The 21,287-nt window shown below is 67.6% G+C and carries 23 protein-coding genes and 1 tRNA gene; 15 read left to right on the top strand and 9 right to left on the bottom strand.

Features of this window, described 5'->3' with window-relative positions:
- The first annotated feature begins 104 nt into the window (after positions 1–104).
- Both KDB67_RS17340 and KDB67_RS17335 read left to right on the top strand, forming a co-directional pair.
- On the top strand, positions 105–1,466 hold the full coding sequence (locus KDB67_RS17340) for a M1 family metallopeptidase (RefSeq protein WP_291018240.1): 1,362 nt from the start codon (positions 105–107) through the stop codon (positions 1,464–1,466).
- Between the two features lie 19 nt (positions 1,467–1,485).
- Entirely contained in the window at positions 1,486–2,730 is a 1,245-nt protein-coding gene (locus tag KDB67_RS17335; protein WP_291018239.1) for a polysaccharide biosynthesis protein, read from the top strand.
- Here the strand turns inward: KDB67_RS17335 and KDB67_RS17330 are convergent.
- Positions 2,636–3,517 carry a glycosyltransferase family 2 protein gene (locus KDB67_RS17330; protein ID WP_291018236.1) on the bottom strand — a complete coding sequence of 294 codons (882 nt, stop codon included), beginning with the start codon at positions 3,515–3,517 and terminating at the stop codon, positions 2,636–2,638. The genes KDB67_RS17335 and KDB67_RS17330 overlap by 95 nt on opposite strands.
- Before the next feature lie 89 nt (positions 3,518–3,606).
- On the opposite strand from KDB67_RS17330, the gene KDB67_RS17325 reads away from it, so the two are divergent.
- Entirely contained in the window at positions 3,607–4,362 is a 756-nt protein-coding gene (locus KDB67_RS17325) for a glycosyltransferase family 2 protein (RefSeq protein ID WP_291018233.1), read from the top strand.
- A 4-nt stretch (positions 4,363–4,366) separates the two neighbouring features.
- A complete protein-coding gene (locus KDB67_RS17320; protein ID WP_291018230.1) occupies positions 4,367–4,708 on the top strand; it encodes a DUF2304 domain-containing protein in 342 nt (113 codons plus the stop codon).
- A 277-nt stretch (positions 4,709–4,985) separates the two neighbouring features.
- On the opposite strand, the gene KDB67_RS17315 is transcribed toward KDB67_RS17320, so the two are convergent.
- Positions 4,986–5,600 (bottom strand): dTDP-4-dehydrorhamnose 3,5-epimerase family protein, encoded by a 615-nt coding sequence (locus KDB67_RS17315; protein WP_291018227.1) that lies wholly within the window; start codon positions 5,598–5,600, stop codon positions 4,986–4,988.
- Positions 5,600–6,475: a glucose-1-phosphate thymidylyltransferase RfbA gene (gene rfbA, locus KDB67_RS17310; RefSeq protein ID WP_291018224.1), complete on the bottom strand. Its 876-nt coding sequence runs from the start codon at positions 6,473–6,475 to the stop codon at positions 5,600–5,602. Before rfbA ends, KDB67_RS17315 begins: the two co-directional genes overlap by 1 nt.
- A 78-nt stretch (positions 6,476–6,553) precedes the next feature.
- Here rfbA and rfbB point away from each other — a divergent pair, with 78 nt between their 5' ends.
- Positions 6,554–7,555 carry a dTDP-glucose 4,6-dehydratase gene (gene rfbB, locus KDB67_RS17305; protein WP_291018221.1) on the top strand — a complete coding sequence of 334 codons (1,002 nt, stop codon included), beginning with the start codon at positions 6,554–6,556 and terminating at the stop codon, positions 7,553–7,555.
- 296 nt (positions 7,556–7,851) lie between these two features.
- Here the strand turns inward: rfbB and KDB67_RS17300 are convergent, their stop codons facing one another.
- Complete coding sequence (locus tag KDB67_RS17300) at positions 7,852–8,736, bottom strand: alpha/beta fold hydrolase (protein WP_291018219.1); 885 nt, start codon at positions 8,734–8,736, stop codon at positions 7,852–7,854.
- Between the two features lie 98 nt (positions 8,737–8,834).
- Here KDB67_RS17300 and galE point away from each other — a divergent pair, with 98 nt between their 5' ends.
- A complete protein-coding gene (galE, locus tag KDB67_RS17295) occupies positions 8,835–9,854 on the top strand; it encodes a UDP-glucose 4-epimerase GalE (protein WP_291018216.1) in 1,020 nt (339 codons plus the stop codon).
- An 11-nt stretch (positions 9,855–9,865) separates the two neighbouring features.
- On the opposite strand, the gene KDB67_RS17290 is transcribed toward galE, so the two are convergent.
- Entirely contained in the window at positions 9,866–11,866 is a 2,001-nt protein-coding gene (locus tag KDB67_RS17290; protein ID WP_291018213.1) for a DUF6541 family protein, read from the bottom strand.
- A gap of 39 nt (positions 11,867–11,905) precedes the next feature.
- A complete protein-coding gene (locus KDB67_RS17285; RefSeq protein WP_291018297.1) occupies positions 11,906–13,156 on the bottom strand; it encodes an MFS transporter in 1,251 nt (416 codons plus the stop codon).
- A 307-nt stretch (positions 13,157–13,463) separates the two neighbouring features.
- On the opposite strand from KDB67_RS17285, the gene KDB67_RS17280 reads away from it, so the two are divergent.
- Positions 13,464–14,693 carry an NADP-dependent malic enzyme gene (locus tag KDB67_RS17280; protein ID WP_291018211.1) on the top strand — a complete coding sequence of 410 codons (1,230 nt, stop codon included), beginning with the start codon at positions 13,464–13,466 and terminating at the stop codon, positions 14,691–14,693.
- Between the two features lie 85 nt (positions 14,694–14,778).
- On the opposite strand, the gene KDB67_RS17275 is transcribed toward KDB67_RS17280, so the two are convergent.
- Positions 14,779–15,075 (bottom strand): 4a-hydroxytetrahydrobiopterin dehydratase, encoded by a 297-nt coding sequence (locus tag KDB67_RS17275; protein WP_291018208.1) that lies wholly within the window; start codon positions 15,073–15,075, stop codon positions 14,779–14,781.
- A gap of 110 nt (positions 15,076–15,185) precedes the next feature.
- Between KDB67_RS17275 and KDB67_RS17270 the strand changes: the two genes are divergently transcribed.
- From KDB67_RS17270 to KDB67_RS17260, 3 genes are all read left to right on the top strand, one after another.
- Positions 15,186–15,258: transfer RNA gene (locus KDB67_RS17270), tRNA-Thr, on the top strand.
- Between the two features lie 144 nt (positions 15,259–15,402).
- Complete coding sequence (locus KDB67_RS17265) at positions 15,403–15,639, top strand: hypothetical protein (protein ID WP_291018205.1); 237 nt, start codon at positions 15,403–15,405, stop codon at positions 15,637–15,639.
- Positions 15,636–16,028, top strand: coding sequence for a type II toxin-antitoxin system VapC family toxin (locus KDB67_RS17260; RefSeq protein WP_291018203.1), 393 nt, complete (start codon positions 15,636–15,638; stop codon positions 16,026–16,028). The genes KDB67_RS17265 and KDB67_RS17260 overlap by 4 nt, the downstream gene beginning before the upstream one ends.
- A 2-nt stretch (positions 16,029–16,030) precedes the next feature.
- On the opposite strand, the gene KDB67_RS17255 is transcribed toward KDB67_RS17260, so the two are convergent.
- Positions 16,031–16,285, bottom strand: coding sequence for a hypothetical protein (locus KDB67_RS17255; RefSeq protein WP_291018200.1), 255 nt, complete (start codon positions 16,283–16,285; stop codon positions 16,031–16,033).
- Between the two features lie 58 nt (positions 16,286–16,343).
- Here KDB67_RS17255 and KDB67_RS17250 point away from each other — a divergent pair, with 58 nt between their 5' ends.
- From KDB67_RS17250 to sigJ, 3 genes are all read left to right on the top strand, one after another.
- Positions 16,344–16,625, top strand: coding sequence for a hypothetical protein (locus KDB67_RS17250; RefSeq protein WP_291018197.1), 282 nt, complete (start codon positions 16,344–16,346; stop codon positions 16,623–16,625).
- A gap of 89 nt (positions 16,626–16,714) precedes the next feature.
- On the top strand, positions 16,715–17,878 hold the full coding sequence (locus KDB67_RS17245; protein ID WP_291018194.1) for an FAD-dependent oxidoreductase: 1,164 nt from the start codon (positions 16,715–16,717) through the stop codon (positions 17,876–17,878).
- Complete coding sequence (sigJ, locus tag KDB67_RS17240) at positions 17,875–18,768, top strand: RNA polymerase sigma factor SigJ (protein ID WP_291018191.1); 894 nt, start codon at positions 17,875–17,877, stop codon at positions 18,766–18,768. Before KDB67_RS17245 ends, sigJ begins: the two co-directional genes overlap by 4 nt.
- Positions 18,769–18,865: 97 nt before the next feature.
- Here sigJ and KDB67_RS17235 read toward each other — a convergent pair whose 3' ends face one another.
- Positions 18,866–19,525 carry a LysM peptidoglycan-binding domain-containing protein gene (locus KDB67_RS17235; RefSeq protein ID WP_291018188.1) on the bottom strand — a complete coding sequence of 220 codons (660 nt, stop codon included), beginning with the start codon at positions 19,523–19,525 and terminating at the stop codon, positions 18,866–18,868.
- 304 nt (positions 19,526–19,829) lie between these two features.
- Here KDB67_RS17235 and KDB67_RS17230 point away from each other — a divergent pair, with 304 nt between their 5' ends.
- Positions 19,830–20,315 carry a hypothetical protein gene (locus KDB67_RS17230; RefSeq protein ID WP_291018185.1) on the top strand — a complete coding sequence of 162 codons (486 nt, stop codon included), beginning with the start codon at positions 19,830–19,832 and terminating at the stop codon, positions 20,313–20,315.
- Positions 20,316–20,318: 3 nt separating this feature from the next.
- On the top strand, positions 20,319–21,287 hold a 969-nt coding region (locus KDB67_RS17225), incomplete at its 3' end, for a histidine kinase (protein ID WP_291018182.1).

The following is a 21,287-nucleotide window of genomic DNA, read 5'->3' as shown; positions in this document are numbered from 1 at the left end:
AGCCGGGTGCCGATACCGCGCTGAGGGTAACGTGAGTGAGCGCACTGTCCCGGGCGACGGATCACGTGTGCGGGGGACCAGATCGACCAGCGAAGGAGCGATGCGTGCCGGGTAAGTCGGGCCGCCGAGCACCGGGAACACCCCTGCTCGGCGCACCATCGGACGCACTCGATCCGTATCTGCCGCGCAACGGCAACCTGGGGTTCCGGGTGCTGCGCTACGACCTCGAACTCGAATACAAGGTGTCCGGCAACCGGCTCGACGGCACCGCCACGCTCACCGCGGCGTCGTATCGGGAGCTGCGCCGGTTCACCCTCGATCTCGCGGCCACCATGCGGGTGAGCCGGGTCACCGTCAACGACAAACGCGCCCGCTACAGCCACCGCGGCGGCAAACTCGCCATCACCCCCGACGCCGCGATCCCGCCCGGCGGCGCCATGACCATCGCCGTGCGCTATACCGGATCGCCGCGACCCGTGAGCGGCGCATGGGGCGAGGTCGGCTGGGAAGAACTCACCGACGGCTCGCTGTGCGCCAATCAGCCCAATGGGGCGGCATCCTGGTTTCCGTGCGACGACCACCCCAGTTGCAAAGCGCCGTACCGGATCTCGATCACCACCGACAGCCCGTACTACACCCTGGCCAACGGGACGCTCGTGGACAAGCGGATCCGCGGCTCGCGCACCACGTGGGTGTACCAGCAGGTCGAACCGATGTCGACGTACCTCGCGTCGGTGCAGATCGGCCAGTACAAGCGGGTCAGCTTGCGACAGAAGCCTTTTCCGGTGAGCGCGATCTACCCGCCACGGCTGGGCCGCAACTTCGGCGTCGACTTCGCCCGGCAGCTCGACATGATCGACGCCTTCACCGAGATGTTCGGGCCGTACCCGTTCCCCGGCTACACCGTCGTCGTCACCGACGATGAGCTCGACATACCCATTGAGGCACAAAGCTTTTCGACGTTCGGGGCCAATCATTGCGACGGCAGTCGCCAGTCGGAGCGGCTGGTTGCGCACGAGCTGGCCCACCAATGGTTCGGCAATTCCGTGACGCTGGAACGCTGGCGCGACATCTGGCTGCACGAAGGTTTCGCCTGCTATGCCGAATGGCTGTGGAGCCAGCGTTCGGGCGGGCCGTCGGCCGACGAATGCGCCCGCAAGTACTACCAGAAACTGGCCGCGACGACGGTCCGGGTGCCGCTCGCCGACCCGACCCCCGCCAAGATGTTCGACGACTGGGTGTACAAACGCGGCGCCATCACCCTGCACGCACTGCGCCTGCGCATCGGTGACGGCAACTTCTTCGCGCTCATCCGCCGGTGGACCGAAAAATACCGGTACGGCACCGCCACCACCGAGGACTTCATCTCCCTGGCCGCCAACTACTCCACCGCATCACTCGGCGAACTGTGGCAGCAATGGCTGTTCACACCCGCCCTGCCGCCCTACCCCGGCACCGGCCGATGACGATTCTTCCCTGATCCCGATGGGGAGGGTGACGGGGGCGACGATCGTCGCGGCGGCGTCGGGGTATCTGGTGCTGGTGCTGGCCGCGCGTGACCTCGGGGCGACCGGGTACGGGGTGTTCGCGGTGTTCTGGGCGGCGTACGGGATGGTCACCGGCACCCAGAACGGTCAGCTGCAGGAGACCGCGCGGGCCGTGGCGGGCGGGGATCGCAATGGCGGTGACCGCGATGGGGGCCGGCCGGTGCGGGTGAACGCGGCGATCGGGCTGGGGCTGGCCGCGGTCGTCGCGCTCAGCTCACCGCTGTGGGCGACGCACCTGTTCGCCGACGACACCTGGTTGTCGGTGGGGCTGCTGACGGCGGGCGTCGCGGGGTTCGCGATGTACGCGCACCTGTCCGGGGTGCTGTCCGGGTCGGGGCGCTGGCCCGTATTCGCGGCGCTGCTGTGCGTCGACGCGCTGATCCGCCTGGCCGCGGCCGTCGTCGCGACCGTCGCAGGCTGGGGGTTGCCCGCGTTCCTGACGATCACCGTGCTGGGGACGCTGTCGTGGATCGTCATCGTCTGTGGGTCGTCGTCGGCCCGGGACGCGATGGGGCTGCCCGGGGACGCCGGTGATCGGGCACTGACCGTCAACACGCTGACCGCGATGGCCGCTGCTGCGGCGGCGGCGGTACTGGTGATGGGCTTCCCGGTGCTCATCAACCTGACCCGCCACCACGGCGACGCCGCCGACGTACGCGGCGCGATCATCCTCGCCGTCACCCTCACCCGGGCCCCGCTCCTGGTGCCACTGAACAGCTTTCAGGGGGTGCTGATCACCCGGTTTGTCGCCGCCCGCGACCATCTCGCCCGGGCGGTGGCCGTGCCGGTGGGTGCGGTCGCCGCCATCGCCCTGGTCGGTGCGGGTCTGGCGTGGGTGATCGGGCCATGGCTGCTGACCTCTGTGTTCGGTGCCGACTTCGAACTGAGTGGGGCCGCGCTCGCCGGATTCACCGTCGGCGCCGGATCGCTCGGGGTACTCACCGTGACGGGCGCCGCCACAATATCGGCAGACCTGCACCGCTGGTACGCGGGCGGTTGGTGGGTGGCCACCGCGGCCTCCGTGCTGCTGCTGACGGTGCCGGCCGGTCAGGTCACCCGGGTGACGCTCGCGCTGGTCGTCGGGCCGCTCATCGGCGTCGCGGTACACGTGGCCGGGCAAAGTCCGCTGCGCTCCGGGCGATCGCACGTAGCCGGGCCAGGCCGTGATGCAGACGCGAGGTGAGATGCACCTTCGCCGCCCGCTCGGCACGTGACCAACCCAGCGCCGCATAACGACGGGCCTCGGCGTCGAAGAACGCCGACTCCTCGATGAACCGGTCACCGTCTGCGGCGAGCACCGAACTCACCGACGCGGCATGCCGGCGATAGGAGAACACCACCCGCGGGTCGTATACCAGCGACGCCCCGCCGACCGTCAGATCGAGCAGCAACGCGAGATCGAGCACGACGTCCAGGCCCTGCCGGAAACCCTGCTCACCGACCTCCCGTACCACCTCCGTGCGCCACAGCAACGACGGAAAGTACGTCCAGTTGCCATGCAACAGGCTCACCGCCAGATCCTGCCCCGACAACACCGACGCCTCGCGCGGGGCCAGCCGATGCTTGACCCGGTCGCCCAACGGACGCACCACCGCACCTGCGTCATCGATGATCTGCACCCCCGGCGCGATCACCGCCGCCCGCGGATACGTGCCCGCCAACTCCACCACCCTGGCCAGATAGCCCGAATGCATCACGTCGTCGCACCCCATCACCACGAAATACTCCGCGGTGACCAGCTCGACGCACCGCCGGAAATTGACGTTGACGCCCAGATTGGTGTCGTTGCGCAGATACCCGACCCGATCGTCGGCCAGCGACTCCAGCCAGCGGCGCGGGGCGTCGTCGGGATAGCAGTCGTCGACGACGGTGATCCGGAAATCGCGGTGCGTCTGATACAGGACACTGAGAACCGCCTGCCGCAACTGGGTGAAATCCCCGTAGAACGGCATCATGACGTCGACCAGCACCCGACCAACAGTAGTGGGTCCGACTCCGTCCCGAAGGGTACGGGCGTGGCGGCGTCGGGCGGGGCGCCGCGAAGCGTAAAGTCGGGAACATGGTCGCAGGCCGTTCGCGGAATCCGCGGCCCGCAACCGGCGACGACAATTCCGGCAATGCGGATGTCTGGCTGATCGTGCCCGTGTACAACGAGGCACCGGTGATCGGCGACGTGATCGCGAATGCCTCCCACACCTTCGGCAACATCGTGTGCGTCGACGACGGCAGCACCGATGGCTCCGCGGAACAGATCAGGGCGGCGCAGCAGGTGGCGCCCGGGGTGCGGCTCGTGCGGCACCCCGTCAACCTCGGGCAGGGCGCGGCCATCCAGACCGGCGTCGAGTACGCGCGGGCGCGGCCGGGGGCACGGTACTTCGTCACCTTCGACGCCGACGGGCAGCACCGCGTCGACGACGTCGAGGCGATGATCGAACGGTTGCGTGCCGAGCCCGTCGATATCGTCATCGGTACGCGGTTCGGTGGGTCCCAGACCCTCTCGGTTCCGTTCCTGCGTCGGATCGTGTTGCGCAGCATCGTCTTTCTCAGTGTGCGCAATCGCCGGCTCGGACTCACCGACGCGCACAACGGATTACGCGCCTTCAACCGGACCGTCGCCGACGACCTCGATCTGCTGATGAACGGGATGAGTCACGCCACCGAATTCGTCGGCCTCGTCGACCGGCACAAATGGCGGGTCACCGAACAACCCGTCACCATCCTGTACACCGAATACTCACGCGCCAAAGGACAATCGCTGTTCAACGGCGTCAATATCCTGGCCGATGGCCTGCTGCACGCGCGGCTGAGGAGGTAACCCGATGCTCGTCATCCAGATCGTCCTGATCGCCGCCGCCGCAGGGCTGGTGTGGTTCTTCGTCACCAACCGCGGAAACTCGAAAGCGTCGGCCGGGTTCAAGCTGCTGTTCGTCGCGTTCGTGATGCTCGGGGTGTACGCCATGATCCGGCCCGACGACCTGACCGTCGTCGCCGGGTGGGTCGATGTCGGGCGCGGCACCGACCTCATGCTGTACTGCCTGATCATCGCATTCGCCTTCACCACCGTCGCCAGTTACCTACGATTCCGGGAGTTGGAGATCAGGTTCGCCCGGCTCGCCCGGGTGGTCGCGCTGCAGAACGCCGATGCGGAGGATCGGGAGTAGGGGTCACCGGACCCTTCGAGACGCGGTCGGCTCCTTCGTCGCGCGACAGCTCCTCAGGGATCAAGATGAGTGTCCGCGGTCAATTGTCCTGCCGCAAAACCGAAGCGGCCACACATCGTCACCCCCCCAAGACTCGAGCGGCCACACACTGTCACCCCAACACCCAAGCAGCCGCTCATCTTGATCCCTGAGGCCGAAGCGACGAAGGAGCGAGGGCCGCGTTGGGTCCGGTGACCTTTAGACACCTGACGGGACCACTCCCCGACCGACCCCGATGTCAGGTGAGAGACGCGAGGTAGGCGGCGACGGCGGCGTGGTCCGGGAGGAGGCCCGAAGCAGCGGCGTCGGCCAATGTGGGTGCTGCGGTGTCTTTTTCGGACAGCGAGTACGTGAGGGGGGTGCCATCGCGGGCGGTGGTGGGCCAGACGATACCCAGCGCCGGGTCGAGCGGGTTGATGCCGTGTTCGGCGGACGGGTTGTAGCCGGTCGAACAGAGATAGGTGACGGTGGAACCGTCTGCCAGGGAACAGAATCCGTGCCCGAGGCCCTCCGACAGGTACACGGCCCGGCGGTCGATGTCGTCGAGCAGCACCGTGTCGTAGGCGCCGAAAGTGGGTGAGCCGACCCGGATGTCGACGATCACGTCGAGGATCGCACCCGACGGACAAGTCACATACTTGGCCTGACCGGGCGGGACGTCGGCGAAATGAATACCCCGCAGTACACCCGCCGCCGACACCGACAGGTTGACCTGCGCGAGATCGAAACGATGTCCGACGACCCCCGAGAGCACCTCAGCCTTGAACGCCTCGGTGAACAACCCCCGCGAATCACCGTGCAGCGCAGGGGTGATCTCCCACGCCCCCGCGATCGACAATGGCCGAATCCGCATCAGAATCCCCTTCCACGCCCGAGAATATCGAGCAGATAATCTCCGTAACCGGATTTTCGTAACGGCTCGGCCCGCTCGCGCAGTTGATCGTCGTCGATAAAGCCACTGCGCCAGGCGATCTCCTCCGGGACCGCGATCTTCAGACCCTGCCGCTGCTCCACCGTCCGCACGAAGTTACCGGCGTCGAGCATCGAATCGAACGTACCGGTGTCGAGCCAGGCGGTACCCCGCGGCAACACCTTGACGGACAGCTTTCGCCGTTCCAGGTAATACGAGTTGATATCGGTGATCTCGTATTCGCCTCGCGCGCTGGGCTTGAGGCTCCGCGCGATATCGACCACCTCGTTGTCGTAAAAGTACAGCCCGGGCACCGCATAGTTGGATTTGGGACGCTGCGGCTTCTCCTCCAACGACCGCGCCACCCCGTGCTCGTCGAAGTCGACCACACCGTAGGCACCCGGATCGGCCACCCAGTATGCGAAGATCGCGCCGCCGTCGATGCCGTCGAAACCCCGCAACCGGCTGCCCAGACCGGGACCGTAGAAGATGTTGTCGCCCAGGATCAGTGCCACCGACTCGTCGCCGATGTGGTCGGCGCCCAGGATGAACGCCTGCGCCAGGCCGTCGGGCGACGGCTGCGCCACATACGACAGGTTGATGCCGAACTGTTCGCCCGTGCCGAGCAGGTACCGGAACGCGGACTCGTCGTGTGGGGTGGTGATGATCAGGATGTCGCGGATACCGGCCAGCATCAGCGTCGACAGCGGGTAATAGATCATCGGTTTGTCGTAGACGGGGATGAGCTGTTTGCTCACCCCCTGCGTGATCGGGTGCAGCCGCGATCCCGTTCCACCTGCCAGAATGATTCCACGCACGAGGGCCAGCGTAAGGCATGACCGGTCCGGCCATCGGTACCCTGGGGCCCGACAGCAACGGGCGGGAGAGGGTTTCGAATGCGCATACTGGTCACCGGGGGGGCGGGGTTCATCGGCGGCAACTTCGTGCTGCGCACGCTCGCGACCCGGCCCGACGCCGAGATCACCGTCATCGACAAGTTCACCTACGCCGCCAACCCGGCCGCCCTCGACTCCGTCGCCGACCGGATCTCCCTGGTCAAGGCCGACATCGCCGATACCGAGGTGGTCGACGAGTTGGTGGGCAAGACCGACCTGGTTGTGCACTTCGCCGCCGAATCGCACAACGACAACGCCCTGGCCGACCCGACGCCGTTCGTGCAGACCAACCTGATCGGTACGTTCGCGCTGCTCGAAGCGGTACGCAGGCACAAGGTGCGCTACCACCACATATCCACCGACGAGGTGTACGGCGACCTCGAACTCGACGACCCGGCCCGCTTCACCGAGGCCACCGCCTACAACCCGTCGAGCCCGTACTCGGCCACCAAAGCCGGCAGCGACATGCTGGTGCGGGCGTGGGTGCGCTCGTTCGGGATCGCCGCCACCATCTCCAACTGCTCCAACAACTACGGGCCGTACCAGCACGTCGAGAAGTTCATTCCCCGGCAGATCACCAACGTGTTGTCGGGGGTGCGGCCGCGGCTGTACGGCGACGGACGCAATGTGCGCGACTGGATTCACGTCGATGACCACAACGACGCCGTGTGGGCCATCATCGACCGCGGCTCGATCGGGGAGACGTACCTGATCGGCGCCGATGGCGAGGTGGACAATCGGGCCGTCGTCGAAACCGTCCTCGACCTGCTCGGACAGCCTCGGGATGCGTTCGATTTCGTCACCGACCGGCCCGGCCACGACCGGCGCTACGCCATCGACCCCACCCGGCTGCGCACCGAACTCGGCTGGACCCCGCAGTACGTCGACTTCCGCTCCGGCCTGGCCGCCACCATCGACTGGTACCGCGCGAACCCCGGCTGGTGGGCGTCCAGCAAGGTGGCGGCCGAGGCGCAGTACGCGAGAACCGAGCGCGTCCTGTGACGGTTGCGTCATGGCTGTCGGGTCACCGGACCCTTCGTGACGCTCGCTCGTCCCTCGCATCGCCCTCAGGGATCAAGAAGGCCATCACGCGACCTCATAAATCACACAACCGGCGCAACCAGACATCTTGATCCCTGAGGCCAGCGACACAGGCACCTAACGAATCCACCTCAGCCAGGGCAAATCACACAACCGGCGCGACCAGACATCTTGATCCCTGAGGCCGATGCGAGGGACGAGCAAGGGTCTCGAAGGGTCCGGTGAGACAGGCGCCTGACGAATCCACCTCGGACCGGTCAGTCGAGGGGGACCACCTGGTCCAGGAAGTCGACCTGGTCGGCGATGACGGCCTCGAAGGCGTCGCCGACGTAGATGTCGAAGTGGCCCTCGTCGTAGCGTTTGAGGGTGACCTTCGGGTTGGACTCGGCGGCCTTGATCGTCGGGCCGGCGGGCGCCACGGAGTCACGGTCGCACACGCACACCAGCGTCGGGGCGTGCGCCTTGCGCAGGGCGCGGGCGGGTGACAGCAGCGGGATGACCAGGCCGATGCGGGCGGCGACGGCATTGGTGAAGTCGTGGCCGTCGGGCACCAGGGCCAGGTAGCCCTCCGTCACGTCGGGGGCGGTCATCAGGGCCGTCGTGCCGGGATCGCCGGCCAATGCGACCCGGACCGGGCCGCGGCGCGCGACGGCCGAGATCACGTCGGCGACGGCCAGCGCCGTGACCCTCGCCACGACCAGCGGTTCCATCACCCGCAGCGACGCCAGCCCGCTGGTGAACGGGCACTGCGAGATCACCGCGGCCACATGTTGCCCGGCACCCACCGCCAAGACATGACCGCCGCCGAACGAGGTGCCCCACAGCACCACCCGCGAGCCGTCGACCTGCGGCAATGACCGCGCGAACGCGATCGCCGCCGACCAGTCGGCGCGCTGGCGGCGCACCGAGAGCAGTCCACGCGGCTCGCCGTCGCTGTCGCCGAAGTGCCGGTAGTCGAACACGAGGCACGCGTAGCCGGCGTCCGCGAAACGTTCGGCGAACGCACCCAGACGCATGTGCCGGACCCCGCCCAGACCGTGCGCCATCACGATGATCGGCGGGCGGGCACCAGCATCGGGCTCGTACAGCCAAGCCCGGCAGGTCACTCCGCCGGAGGTGAACTCGACGTCCGAACGCTTCATCACATCACTCCCCGACCGACCACCACATACCGAACTCACACCCTACGCCGAGCAGGTTGACAGTGATCGCACCCATGGCACGCCTACTCTGGATAACCATGCGAGTACTAGTGAGCGGCGGCGCCGGCTACATCGGGTCCCACACTGTGGTGCAGTTGGCCGGGGCCGGGCACGACGTGGTGGTGGTCGATGATTTCAGCAATTCCAAACCGACCGTCGTCGGCAGGCTCGAAGCCCTCACCGGCACGTCCATCCCGGTGCACGGTTTCAACCTCACCGACCCGGACAAGACCGAACAGTTCTTCGCCACCGAGCCGATCGACGCGGTCATCCACTTCGCCGGATTCAAAGCCGTCGGCGAGTCGGTGGCCAAACCGCTCGACTACTACCAGAACAACCTCGACTCGACGTTCTCGCTGCTACGGGCGATGAACGCGCACGGCGTGCGGCGGCTGGTGTTCTCGTCGTCGGCAACCGTGTACGGCGCTGAGCCGGTACTGCCGATGACCGAGGACCTGCCCACGTCGGCGACCAACCCGTACGGGTGGACGAAGGTGATGATCGAGCAGGTGCTGCGCGATGTGGCCGCCTCCGACGACGCCTGGCGGATCGCGGCGCTGCGCTACTTCAACCCGGTCGGTGCCCATCCGAGCGGCACGATCGGTGAGGACCCGAGCGGTATCCCCAACAATCTGATGCCGTTCGTCGCGCAGGTGGCGGTCGGCCGGCGCGACAAACTGTCGGTGTTCGGCGACGACTACGACACTCCCGACGGCACCGGCGTGCGCGACTACATCCACGTCGACGACCTCGCGGCCGGTCACATCGCCGCCCTGGACCGGATCTCCGCCACCGACGAACCGTTCTCGGTATGGAATCTCGGTACCGGGCAGGGTGTTTCGGTGCTTGAAGTGATCACCGCGTTCGAAAAGGCAAGCGGGCGGCCGATTCCGTACGAGATCGCCCCCCGACGGGCCGGTGACATCGCCGCCTCATACGCCGACGCTGCCCGCGCCAATAACGAATTGGGTTGGGCCGCAACCAAAACCATCGACGATATGTGCGCCGACACCTGGCGCTGGCAGTCGGCCAATCCCAACGGCTACCCCGACGCCTGACCCCGACCCTCCTATACCCGTCCCCGCAGCACGTCGTCGTCGACCTTGTAGACGCTCACGTTGCCCCGGTGGAATACCTTGGCCAACCCGGGCGGGGTGTGGCGCCGCAACGCAAGGAACGGGTCGCCCTTGCGCCGGTGGTCGGGTTCGGGGACGCCGTTCTGGAACTCCCAGTAGCTCGGCGGGCTGTCGATGACGAAGCGGATGTGCATGTCGCGGACCAACTGGTCGACGTGCGGGTCGCGGCCGATGTTCGGGGTGCCCCAGTACACCTGACGCTGGCGCGGGGACCACTTGTTGGCGCGGTAGAACGGGAACAGCGGGGTGAGCCCGGTGACCGGATAGATCCAGCCGGTCCCCTGATCGAGATTGTTCAGGATCAGCGACCCGCGGGCGCCGGGCTGCTCGGCGAGCCAGTGGTAGGCGGCGAGGTCGTCGGGACCGATGCGTTTGGGAGTGCGCTGGCGTGCGGCGGTGAAGGAATTGTCGTGGTAGCTGCCCACCGCGACACCCGCGATCACCGCGACCACCAGCACGAATGCCGCCGGAACCGCCCACATCCGCAACGGTTCTCGATGTCGCCACCGCTCGACTGCCCACAGCACCACGACCCCCACGCAGACACCCGCGGCGGCCGCCGAGAACATCGCCACCACGAACGTCAGCCGGTGACCGGAGTTGTAGAAGTAGCCACCGAACGCGCTCAGCACACCGTCGAGCGGGCCGAGCGGTACCACGGAATTGGCGGTGACCAGGACGAACAGCGCCCACGTCGCCAGCGCCGACCAGCATCGCCACCCCGCCAGCACGATCAGTCCGAGCAGCGTCGGGAGCACCAGCCACCACAGCGGATAGCGATGCTCGAGGGGGGCGGTGCCGTTGAACACGGCCTGTCCCAGCGCCTGCCACACGGTCGCGGTGTCGTCGCGGGATTCGAACCCGGACAGCTCGTTGTTCTCGGCGATCTTGGTGGTGCCGTAGATGACGGGGGCGATCAGCACCAGCGCCGTCGCACCGATCAACGCCAGCGTTCCGGTAGTACGCAACCGTCCGGTCGCCTCGATCAGCCACCACAGCCCGACGATCACCGCGACCAGGATCAGGCCTGACGGATGGGTCGCGGTGACACCGGAGATCGCGAGCGCGGCCACCGCGATGCGTCTGCGGTCGCGGGTCGCGCCGATCGTCAGGACCGCGGCGATCGGCGCCATCGACACCCCCACCGCATTCGGCACCGACGTCGTGGCGACCTCCACGTACGGCAGCGACGGGAACAGCGCCGACACCGCGGCGGCGATCCCGGCCACCTGCGCCGACGGCGTCGGGGCCAGCCGATGCCGGGCACACCAGTAGGCCAGGGCGGCCACCCCGAACGGCACCGTGACGGCCAGGACCGCCGGTGAATAGGTGTTGTACTGCTCGACCGGATTGGTGCCGGTGACCGGCATCAGCACCGCGCCGAGCGCGTGCCAGGTGTTGGGGTAATAGTTGAAGCCGTGGGTGTCGACGTTCATCAGTTCGCCCATGCGCAGCGACGACGCCACCCCGGTCTCGCCGATGAATCGCAGCGAGCTCGCATGCCACAGCGCATCCCACACCTGGGTTATGTTGTTCAGCCCGGCGAATCTGGCGTTGACGATCGGGCGGACGCAGGTGACGACGATCGTCACCGCGGCCAGGCCGACACCTGCGGCCACCGCGAGCAGGCCGGACGCGTCCGGCACGGCGTCGTGACCCGGTAGCGCCGGTGGCCGGTTCCGGCGGGAGGCCACGCGGGCACCCAGCAGGCAGACCGCCGGGGTCAGCCCGAGCGCGGCCAGGGCTGTCGGCAGGTTCCACGGCACGTCGGCCAACCCGAGCAGCACCGACCACAACCCGACGATCGCGAACGTGACGGGCGGCCCGGCTGCGACGGCCACCGGCCACGGCAGATGCAAGGCACGGCCGGTGAGGGCGCCCGGCACCACCACCGCCACAGCGGTCACCACGGCCACCCACGCCGCCAACAACATCGGGATCCTCCTTCGGCAGCCCCGTCCGGCTACCGCAGGCTACTCCGCGACAGCGCGCACGTCGGTGACCCGGACGTGCACGGGGTTGAGCCGATGCGCCGCGACCACCACGACGAGGCTGGTCAACGCGGCGCCCACCCCCACACCGAACATCATCGGGTAGGTGACCGACGGCCAGGTCTCGGAGATGAACGCCAGCAGCATCGGCATCGCGAAACCGAGGTAGGTGGCCGAGTAGAACACCGCGGTCAGGCCGGCCAGGTTGTCGGGTGTGGCCAGTTGCTGCACCTCCAGCAGACCGGACAGGACGGCCATTCCGTAACCGCAGCCCAGCACCGCGGCGGCGACCAGGGCGACCCAGATCGACAGCGTCCGGGCGGTGAGCACCGACAGCCCCATTCCCGCGGCCACCAGGACCAGCGCGAGCACCGCGCCGCGGACCGTGCCGGGCCGGGCGATGTGCCGCCCGACGACCTGGATGCCGAAGCCGACACCGAGCCCCAACAGGCAGCACAGCCCGGCGAACGCGATCGGGGCGCTCGAGGTCTTGTCGGTCATCAGTGACGGGATGATCGCGTAGGCCGTCGCGCAGGCCCCGAACACCCACGGCGCGACCGGCAGGACGATGAACAGGAACCGCGGATGCGCGAGGCCGGTGATCGGCAGGTCGTCGACGAGGCTGCCCGCGGACCTGTTGCGCGGCCGGGTCTCGGGTGCTCGCGGCAGCAACGCGAGCGCGATCACCGACAGCGCGATGTTGACCGCGTAGGCCAGCACGTGCGGCCAGGGTGCCCATTGCGCGAGCACCGCGGCCAGCCCGGCACCCAGACCGAAACCGGCGGTCAGGCTCATCGCGGCGCGTGTCGCCGCCCGGTTTGCGGCGCCCTCGCGGCGGCTGATCTCGGCGATCCAGCTGCCGCCGACGGCCATCGACAGGCCCAGCGCCACGCCACTGAACACGCGGCCGAGCGACATCAGGGTCAGCGATTGGGAGCCGAGCGCGAGCAGCACCGAACCGAGGGCGGCGAAGACCGGTGCCGGGAACATCAGGGGACGACGGCCCAGCCGGTCCGACAGCGGGCCGCCGATCAGCAGTGCCGGAACGATCCCCAGCACATAGGTGAACAGCAGGCCGTCTACGGCGACGTCCGAGAGTGATCCGTCCTGGCGGTACATCACCAGCAGCGGAGTGAACTCGTTGCCGCCCCACGCCGACGCGAACACGGCGAGGGAGACGGGGATCCAGCGGCCGGTTCCGGGTGCGGTGCTGCCGGGCGTCGAGGTCGACAGCGCCTCATCCGACTTGGACACGACTTGAACTGTAGATCGCTCGCCAGGTGCTTTGCCACCGTGAATGCAGGGAGGCCTGCACACCGGACCAGCGGGAAGTGCGATAATCACATCCGCGATGCGACGCGCATCACACGCGCACACGCACACCATGCGAGCCCACCCACGCTCAAACGCACACGCGAGCAGCGGCAATGCGAGAAGTCCGCAGCACAGCCGTCATCGCGCACTGACAGACTCGCCCCCGGGCCCAACCAGGGGCGAGAACAGTAGTCCGGTGCACACCGGACCTTGAGGGAGGACCACCGTGACCAGCACGGCCAGCAACAACTCTGCATCCGACGCCACGACCGGGGCGCCCGGGCAGCCGACGATCGCCGAACTGCCCATCACCGACGACGAGATCTTCCTCGCACACGTCGGCGGCAAACTGTCCGTCGAACTGCGCTCGCCGATCGACACCCAGCGCGACCTGTCCATCGCCTACACGCCCGGCGTCGCGCAGGTCTCCCGCGCCATCGCCGCCGAAACCGAACTCGTCGACAAGTACACCTGGACCGAACGGCTCGTGGTGGTCGTCAGCGACGGGTCGGCGGTGCTCGGCCTCGGCGACATCGGCCCCCGGGCCTCGCTGCCCGTCATGGAAGGCAAGTCGGCGCTGTTCCGCTCGTTCGCCGGCCTCAACTCCATCCCGATCGTGCTCGACACCAAGGATCCCGACGAGATCGTCGAGACCCTGATCCGGCTGCGCCCGAGCTTCGGCGCCGTCAACCTCGAGGACATCTCCGCGCCGCGCTGCTTCGAGATCGAACGCCGCGTCGTCGAGGCCCTCGACTGCCCGGTCATGCACGACGACCAGCACGGCACCGCCATCGTGACCCTGGCCGCACTGCGCGGGGCGGTCACGGTCCTCGGCCGCGACATCGCCGACCAGAAGGTCGTCATCTCCGGTGCCGGTGCGGCCGGTGTGGCCTGCGCCAACATACTGCTCGCCGCCGGTGTGAAGGACATCGTCGTCCTCGACTCCAAGGGCATCGTCAGCCGGGACCGCGACAACCTCAACGAGTTCAAGGAAGAACTGGCCGGACGTACCAATCCGCGTGAGCTGCGCGGCGGACCCGCCGAGGCCCTCGCCGGAGCCGACGTGTTCATCGGGGTGTCCGCGGGCACCATCGCCGAAGAACTCATCGCCACCATGGCGCCCGACCCGATCATCTTCGCGATGTCCAACCCGGACCCGGAGATCCGTCCCGAGGTGGCCGCCAAGTACGCGGCGATCGTCGCCACCGGCCGCAGCGACTTCCCCAACCAGATCAACAACGTGCTGGCCTTCCCGGGCGTGTTCGCCGGAGCGCTCGACGCCGGCGCCAAGCGGATCACCGAGGGGATGAAGATCGCCGCAGCCGACGCCATCCTGTCGGTGGTCGCCGACGACCTGCGTCGCGACCAGATCGTCCCCAGCGCACTCGACCGCCGGGTGGCACCCGCGGTGGCCGCGGCCGTCGCCGAGGCCGCCCGTGCCGAGGGCGTCGCCTGACGGTCCGGTTGTAGTTCAAGAACCGCCCCCGATCGGGTTGCTGCTGCGTATGTGCATCAGTGCCCTGCTCGGGGGTGGTTTTTGTTCAGGTCAGGCCGAGTTCGGCGGCGATCTTGCTGATCGCGTTCGCCAGGTCCACGTCCAGTTCGGTGAGCGCGCCCACGCTGTGGGTCATCAGCGCCAGATACACGCTCGAGTACCGGATGTCGATGTCGGGGTGGTGGTTCAGATCCTCGGCGGCATCAATGATGCGCGCCACGAACTCCCCTCCCCTGACCATGTTCGACGTCGCATAATCGGCGACCAGCATCCCGTCGGCCACCTGCCAGGGCTCCGCGACGGACGACGCTGCCTCGCGTTCGGAAATCGGTAAAGCGGACATGTCCATAAGGGTGCCCTAACGCCCCCTGGCATTGGAAGCGCGCCACGCGGGCCCGTTTTTGTTCCGGCGTCGCCAGTCGCTACACTCGTACCCGCTGCCCAGCGCAGCACGCCGCCTTAGCTCAGTCGGTAGAGCGATTCACTCGTAATGAATAGGTCAGGGGTTCGATTCCCCTAGGCGGCTCAGAAAGAGCAGGTCAGAGCCGGTCTCCCACACCAGGGAAACCGGCTCTTTTTGCTGTATCCGATGCTGATCCATCACTCTTCCGTCGCGGTGCGCAACCCCTGGATCTTCTCGATCATGCAGATTGCATGCTAGCGTCATGATATGAGTAACCTGCAGATTCGGAACCTGCCCGACGACCTCCACGCACAGCTCAGCGAGCGTGCCGGCCGTCTGGGAGTGTCCATGTCGGAGTACGTGACCCGACTTCTGCGCGACGACCTCAGCCGCCCCATGTTCGACGACTGGGCCGCGTCCATCACCTACGACACTCCGCTGCGACATATCGATACGCTGAGCGCACTCGATGCCGTCCGGGACGAATACGATCCGCCCCGGTGAAACGAGTCATCGACGCGAGCACATTGGTCGACGCGCTCCTTCCGGTCGAAGCTCAGCTCGCCGCACGACGAACGATGAAAGATCACAAGTTGTGGGCTCCGTCGATCCTCGACATGGAAGTGATGTCGGCAGTGTGGCGGCTCGAGCGCACGTCCGCGATCAGTCCGCAGGAGGCATCCCGTGCGGTCCAGGGGCTCCGGACCGCACCCATCCGGCGGATCGACTGCGCGCTACTTCTCCCTGAAGCATGGGCGATGCGTACGTCGGTGCGGGTGTCCGACGCATTCTACGTCGCCACCGCCCGGCTACTGGGCGCCGATCTCGTCACCTCTGACGCTCGACTTGCACGGGCACACGCACTCGGGATCACGGTCATTCTGCCGGGCTGACCTCATCTCTCCGCAGGCGTACCGTGGGGAGATCCATCCGAATCAGTGAGGCAGGCGTCCGCGCCGGCGCGCACATCGTCGGCGTCGCATCGACCGGAGGAGATGGCATGGGGAGACTCAGGCAAGTCCGTGTCGGCCATCTGGTCGTTCCAGATCGCCCGGACGATGTCGATCCGCAGTTCCGCGTCCTGCATGACGGCGAAATAGTTCGCCAGGGCCAGGCCACGCGGGCCCGCGTCGGCATGAAGGTCGATCATTCGGGCGACGAGCTTGGACTGCTCGCCGTAGATCGGGATCTGCGGTCCACGCGGCGCGATGAGACCGACGAAGTACAGTTTCTCCACCCCCTCCGGCAGGATTCCGCCGGCCCGCCTGCGGGGAACGCCTCCCTCGGATCCGCTACTGCCCGATCCGGACCTCGCCCCGCTGCTACAGGCCGATCCCGTCGTCAAGCACGAGACGATCACCCTGCCGGGTGGGCGTTTGATCGGTATCGACCCCGGGCACACCGAGTTCCCGTCGCTTCCGTGGCGGGCATTCATCATGGACGCGACGACGGTGACGGTGCCCGGCATTGCCGCCGACCCCCTCCGGTGAGGTAAGTGATCTACCTCACGGACTGTCACGCGCCGCGGCCGTACGGTGTCTCAGGGGTGTCCCGAATCGGAGATGCTCAGGAGATCACCATGAACACCACAGATCACGTCACCAGGATCGTCGTCGTAGGGGGCGGCTATGCAGGCACGATGGCCGCCAACCGGCTCGCCGGACAGGAGGGCTGCGACGTCGTGTTGCTCAATGCCCGGCCGCAGTTCGTCGAACGAATCCGGCTGCACCAGTGGGTGGCCGAGACCGGCGAAGCAGCCCACGACCTCGACGCGCTGCTCGGCGACGGGGTGCGGCTGGTGGTCGGGGTCGCGACGCTCATCGACACCGGACGGCGCCACGTCGTCCTGGAGTCGGGCGACGAACTGCCGTATGACCGGCTCGTGTACGCCGTCGGCAGTACGTCCAAGTCCGGTTTCGAGCATGCGTTCACCGTCGGCGACTGGGAGTCGGCTCAGCGACTGCGTGAGCATCTGGCGACCGAGCGGGGGCCGGTGACCGTCGTCGGCGGCGGGCTGACCGGCGTGGAGACCGCCGCCGAACTGGCCGAACAGGGCCTGCCGGTTCGGCTCGTGTGCAACGGCCCGCTCGTCCCGTCGTTCGGCGATCGGGGGCGTCGTGCCACCGCCCGGGCGCTCGACACGCTCGGGGTTCGGGTATTCGAGAACCGTCGCGTGGCCGCTGTGGGTCCGGGTTCGATCACCGTCGTCGGATCCGGTGCGGATGAGGAATGGCCCAGCGCCACCACGGTTCTCGCGACCGGATTCGATATCCCGCGACTGGCCGCCGACAGCGGTCTCACCACCGACCCCGACGGCAGGCTCGTCACCGACGAATCCCTCACCAGCGTCGATGATCCGCGCATCGTGGGTGCCGGAGATGCTGTGGCGCCGTCGAATACGCCGCTGCGGATGAGCTGCCAGGCAGCCATCCCGCTGGGTCTGCACGCCGCCGACACCGTCATCGCCGCCATCAATGGTGCTCCTGCGCAACCGATCCGGATCGGGTTCAGCGGCCAGAACGCGTCCATCGGCAGGCGTGCCGGTGTGATCCAAATGTGCCGCACCGACGACATGCCACGCTCGATGGTGATCAGTGGCAGGCTCGGTGCGTTCGTGAAAGAACAGGTGTGCCGCTTCGTCCTTCGCGGTATCGGCATCGAGGCCCGGCGGCCGGGCCGGATGCGCGGAATGTCCCGCAAACCACGGACCGCGGCCGAACTCGCCCAGGCGGTCGCGTCGTGACCGGAACCGATGCTCACGCAACGCAATTCACCCAGCTCCGGCCACTGCTGTTCACGGTCGCCTACGAAATCCTCGGCTCGGCGACCGAAGCCGACGACGTGCTGCAGGAAAGCTATCTGCGGTGGGCGCAGGTAGACCCGTCGACCGTCGGCAATGTGCGCTCCTATCTGGCGCAGATCGTCACCCGGCAATCGCTCAACATGTTGCGCTCGATGAGCCGGCGCCGCGAAGAATACGTCGGCCCCTGGCTGCCCGAACCGATCCTCATCGACGACGCCGACCCCGTCGACGACGTGGTGCTCGCCGAATCCGTGTCCACCGCGATGCTGATCGTCCTGGAAAGCCTAACCCCCGATGAGCGGGCCGTGTTCGTGCTGCGGGAGGTGTTCGCGTTCGGCTACGACGAGATCGCCGGTATCGTCGGCAAACCCACGGCCACCGTCCGGCAGATCGGGCACCGGGCCCGCAACCACGTGCATGCCCGCCGGCAGAAGTTCGCCCCCGTCGACGCCGCGCAGGCCACCGAGGTGGTCAACCGGTTCTTCGCCGCGGCACTGTCCGGCGACGTAGAGCAGCTGATGGCTGTGCTCGCCCCGGACGTGGTGTACCTCGCTGACAGCGACGGCAAGATGACCGCCGCCCGCAGGCCGGTGCGCGGCGCCAAGGCCGTCGCCCGGATGTTGCTCGGCCTGCTACGGATGTCGGGCGAGGACCTGCGGCTGGACGTCGGGATCTACAGCAGCATGCCCGGTTTCACCGTCCACTTCGACGGCAAACCGCAAGGCATCTTCGTTCTCGACGCCGTCGACGGGTTGTTGCAGAACGTGTACGCCATCCGCAACCCGGAGAAGTTTGCCGGGGCGGGCACGCCGCGGCCGATAGCGCGGTGAGTCGTCATAAACCCCACCGCTCAGGCCCGGCATGACAATTATTGCGATGCCGGGGCGCAGCGGTGGGGTTTCGGGCGAGCGCAGCGACGGGGGTTTGTCATGACGGGAGGGTCAGGCGCTGACCGGAGACAAGGTGGTCGGGGTCGGTTAAGCGGTTGGCAGCGGCGACTATGGCGATCCAGGTGTCCACCATGCCGGTGCCGTAGTGCTCGGTGCAGATGGTTCGCAGGGTTTGACCCTGTACGCGGTGGGTCTTGTTGAATCCGGGGCGGATGATGATGTGGCCGGGTTCGACCAGGTCGGTGTCGAGGGGGTTGTCGGCAGTGGTGTTGGCCAGGGTGATCATCGTCGCCAGGTCCGGGTCGCCGTACCAGCGTTCGGCGAGCGCCGGCAGGCGTTCGGGGACCACCACCGGATAGTGTTCAGCCGCTTCGAGTTCCGGTAGCAGTAACCACGCGCCGAGTTCGATGGGGCGCTGGTCGACGCCGTTGACCGTCTCCCAGAGGAGTTGGGTGTGTAGATCCGTTGTGCGGTAATGGGTTTGGGTGATGCTCTTGCGGGCCACGTCGCCGTCGGGGGTGGTCATCCGGTGCCGCTTCGTCACGTACGGAACCAGTAGATGCTGGCCGGGCTGCAGGAAGTCCGGGTGGGTCAGGTGGTTGGCGGCCGACAGCACCGGGCTCAGGCTGCCGTCGCCGTATTCGTCGCGGGCGATCGCGAACAGGGTGTCGCCCGGTTGCACTGTGTAGGTCTTCATGCCGCTTGCCTCCCCGGTCCTGGGTTCGGTTACTGGTCTCACCGTGCCACCGGTGAGGGTCGTGGGCATGAGTAGCGGACTACCTGTATTCGGGGTGGTTGCGGTGTGGGGGTGAGTAGTGGTGGTGCGGTCATGCGGCCGGGTCACCGGACCCTTCGTGACCCTCGCTCCTTCGTCGCATCGGCCTCAGGGATCAAGAAGTGTGGTCGCGACCCATCGGCCTCAGCGATCAAGAAGGTGGTCCCGTCGCGTTGGGTTCGGGTAGCAGACCATGATGGGGGGACGTCTATGGAAGGGACCGGGCATGGCAACGAGGAAGATCGTCAGCGGGATCGTGGCGGCGGCGGCATTGACGGTGGGGGCGGGAACAGCGGGGGCCGCACCGGCGCCGAGCATCAAGGTCAGTGACCGCACCGTGCATGTCGGGCAGGTCATCGAGTTCTCCGCGACCGGCCTCGACCCGGCGGGCGGCTACTTCATCATGCTGTGCCAGAACCAGCCGTCGTTCTTCGCGATCTGCGCCCGGCCCGGCAACATCGCCGACAGCTTCGTGCACCTGAGCAACCGGGACAACGAGGCGCACAAGATCAGTAAGGCGGGTACGGCGTCGGGCAAGCTGCGGATCGCCCTGCACGACACCTCGCTGCTCGGACCCATCCCCAACAACACCCGGATCAACTGCGCGCTCGGCGGATGTTCCGTAGCGATCGTCGAGGATCACCAGCATTCGACGTCGCCCGGCGGACTGGTGCCCGCGCGCCTGGCCACGGTCGGTTTGACGGTCCGCTAACGCGTGTCCGGTGCCCTGGCCGTCGCCCTCATCGTCGCCACTCTGGTGGTGGGGGCGGCGGTGATCATGCTCATCAGCACCCGCCACCGCGTCACCACTCCGACCGAACGTGCGGTGCATTCGACGCTGCACACGGCGTCGCTGGCGGCGGTGTCGCTGCGCGGGGGGCTCACCGAGTCGTCGGCGCGTGACGCGCTCCCGCATCTCGGGATGCTCACGGCCGCCGACGCCGTCGCCCTCTACGACGACACCGGCCGGCGGCTGGCCCACGACCCGATCGGCGACGAGATCTGGGACGCCGACCTGCTGCGGCATGCCGACGCCTCGGCCGTGGCGGCGCTCACCGACCAGCGCCGCGTGCTCGAAGGCGATCCGTGCGGCATCGAGACACCGGTTCGGGCATTGGTCGCGCAGCCGCTGCTCATCGGCACCGACGACGACGCGACCATCGGCGGGGTGCTGGTGGTGGCCACCACCCGACGGCCCGGCCCGGGCATGCTCGGGGCGATCGCCGAGGTCGCCCGGTACGTGTCCAGCCAGCTGGAGCTGGCCGACCTCGACGCCTCCCGGGCTCGCCTCGACCGCGCCGAGGTGCTCGCCTTGCGGGCGCAGATCAGTCCGCATTTCATCTACAACGCGCTCAACACGATCGCCTCGTTCGTGCGGACCGACCCGGCGCGGGCGCGTGAGCTGATCCTCGACTTCGCCGACTTCACCCGCTACTCGTTCCGGGCCGCCGGCGAGTACACCGTGCTGGCCGACGAACTGCGCAACGTCGACCGGTATCTGACGCTGGAACGGGCGCGGTTCGGGCCGAAACTGACCGTCAAGGTGCAGGCGGCCCCCGAGGTGCTCAACGTGGTGCTGCCGTTCCTGGCGCTGCAACCGTTGGTGGAGAACGCGGTTCGGCACGGAGTGGCAGCCAATGGCGGTGGGACCATCACCGTCATCGCGCGCGACGAGGGCACCGAC

The sequence above is a fragment of the Gordonia sp. (in: high G+C Gram-positive bacteria) genome (genome assembly GCF_020438995.1).
Taxonomy (GTDB): domain Bacteria; phylum Actinomycetota; class Actinomycetes; order Mycobacteriales; family Mycobacteriaceae; genus Gordonia.
This window is presented reverse-complemented; position numbering and strand designations above follow the sequence as displayed.

What these genes read in the sequence shown, in the direction of transcription:
- KDB67_RS17335 (WP_291018239.1), top strand. Translation starts at nt 1,486, where the DNA reads ATGGGGAGGGTGACGGGGGCGACGATCGTCGCGGCGGCGTCGGGGTAT.
- KDB67_RS17325 (WP_291018233.1), top strand. Translation starts at nt 3,607, where the DNA reads ATGGTCGCAGGCCGTTCGCGGAATCCGCGGCCCGCAACCGGCGACGAC.
- KDB67_RS17320 (WP_291018230.1), top strand. Translation starts at nt 4,367, where the DNA reads ATGCTCGTCATCCAGATCGTCCTGATCGCCGCCGCCGCAGGGCTGGTG.
- KDB67_RS17315 (WP_291018227.1), bottom strand. Translation starts at nt 5,600, where the DNA reads ATGCGGATTCGGCCATTGTCGATCGCGGGGGCGTGGGAGATCACCCCT.
- rfbB (WP_291018221.1), top strand. Translation starts at nt 6,554, where the DNA reads ATGCGCATACTGGTCACCGGGGGGGCGGGGTTCATCGGCGGCAACTTC.
- KDB67_RS17300 (WP_291018219.1), bottom strand. Translation starts at nt 8,736, where the DNA reads ATGAAGCGTTCGGACGTCGAGTTCACCTCCGGCGGAGTGACCTGCCGG.
- galE (WP_291018216.1), top strand. Translation starts at nt 8,835, where the DNA reads ATGCGAGTACTAGTGAGCGGCGGCGCCGGCTACATCGGGTCCCACACT.
- KDB67_RS17290 (WP_291018213.1), bottom strand. Translation starts at nt 11,866, where the DNA reads ATGTTGTTGGCGGCGTGGGTGGCCGTGGTGACCGCTGTGGCGGTGGTG.
- KDB67_RS17275 (WP_291018208.1), bottom strand. Translation starts at nt 15,075, where the DNA reads ATGTCCGCTTTACCGATTTCCGAACGCGAGGCAGCGTCGTCCGTCGCG.
- KDB67_RS17265 (WP_291018205.1), top strand. Translation starts at nt 15,403, where the DNA reads ATGAGTAACCTGCAGATTCGGAACCTGCCCGACGACCTCCACGCACAG.
- KDB67_RS17255 (WP_291018200.1), bottom strand. Translation starts at nt 16,285, where the DNA reads ATGATCGACCTTCATGCCGACGCGGGCCCGCGTGGCCTGGCCCTGGCG.
- KDB67_RS17250 (WP_291018197.1), top strand. Translation starts at nt 16,344, where the DNA reads ATGAGACCGACGAAGTACAGTTTCTCCACCCCCTCCGGCAGGATTCCG.
- KDB67_RS17245 (WP_291018194.1), top strand. Translation starts at nt 16,715, where the DNA reads ATGAACACCACAGATCACGTCACCAGGATCGTCGTCGTAGGGGGCGGC.
- KDB67_RS17235 (WP_291018188.1), bottom strand. Translation starts at nt 19,525, where the DNA reads ATGAAGACCTACACAGTGCAACCGGGCGACACCCTGTTCGCGATCGCC.
- KDB67_RS17230 (WP_291018185.1), top strand. Translation starts at nt 19,830, where the DNA reads ATGGCAACGAGGAAGATCGTCAGCGGGATCGTGGCGGCGGCGGCATTG.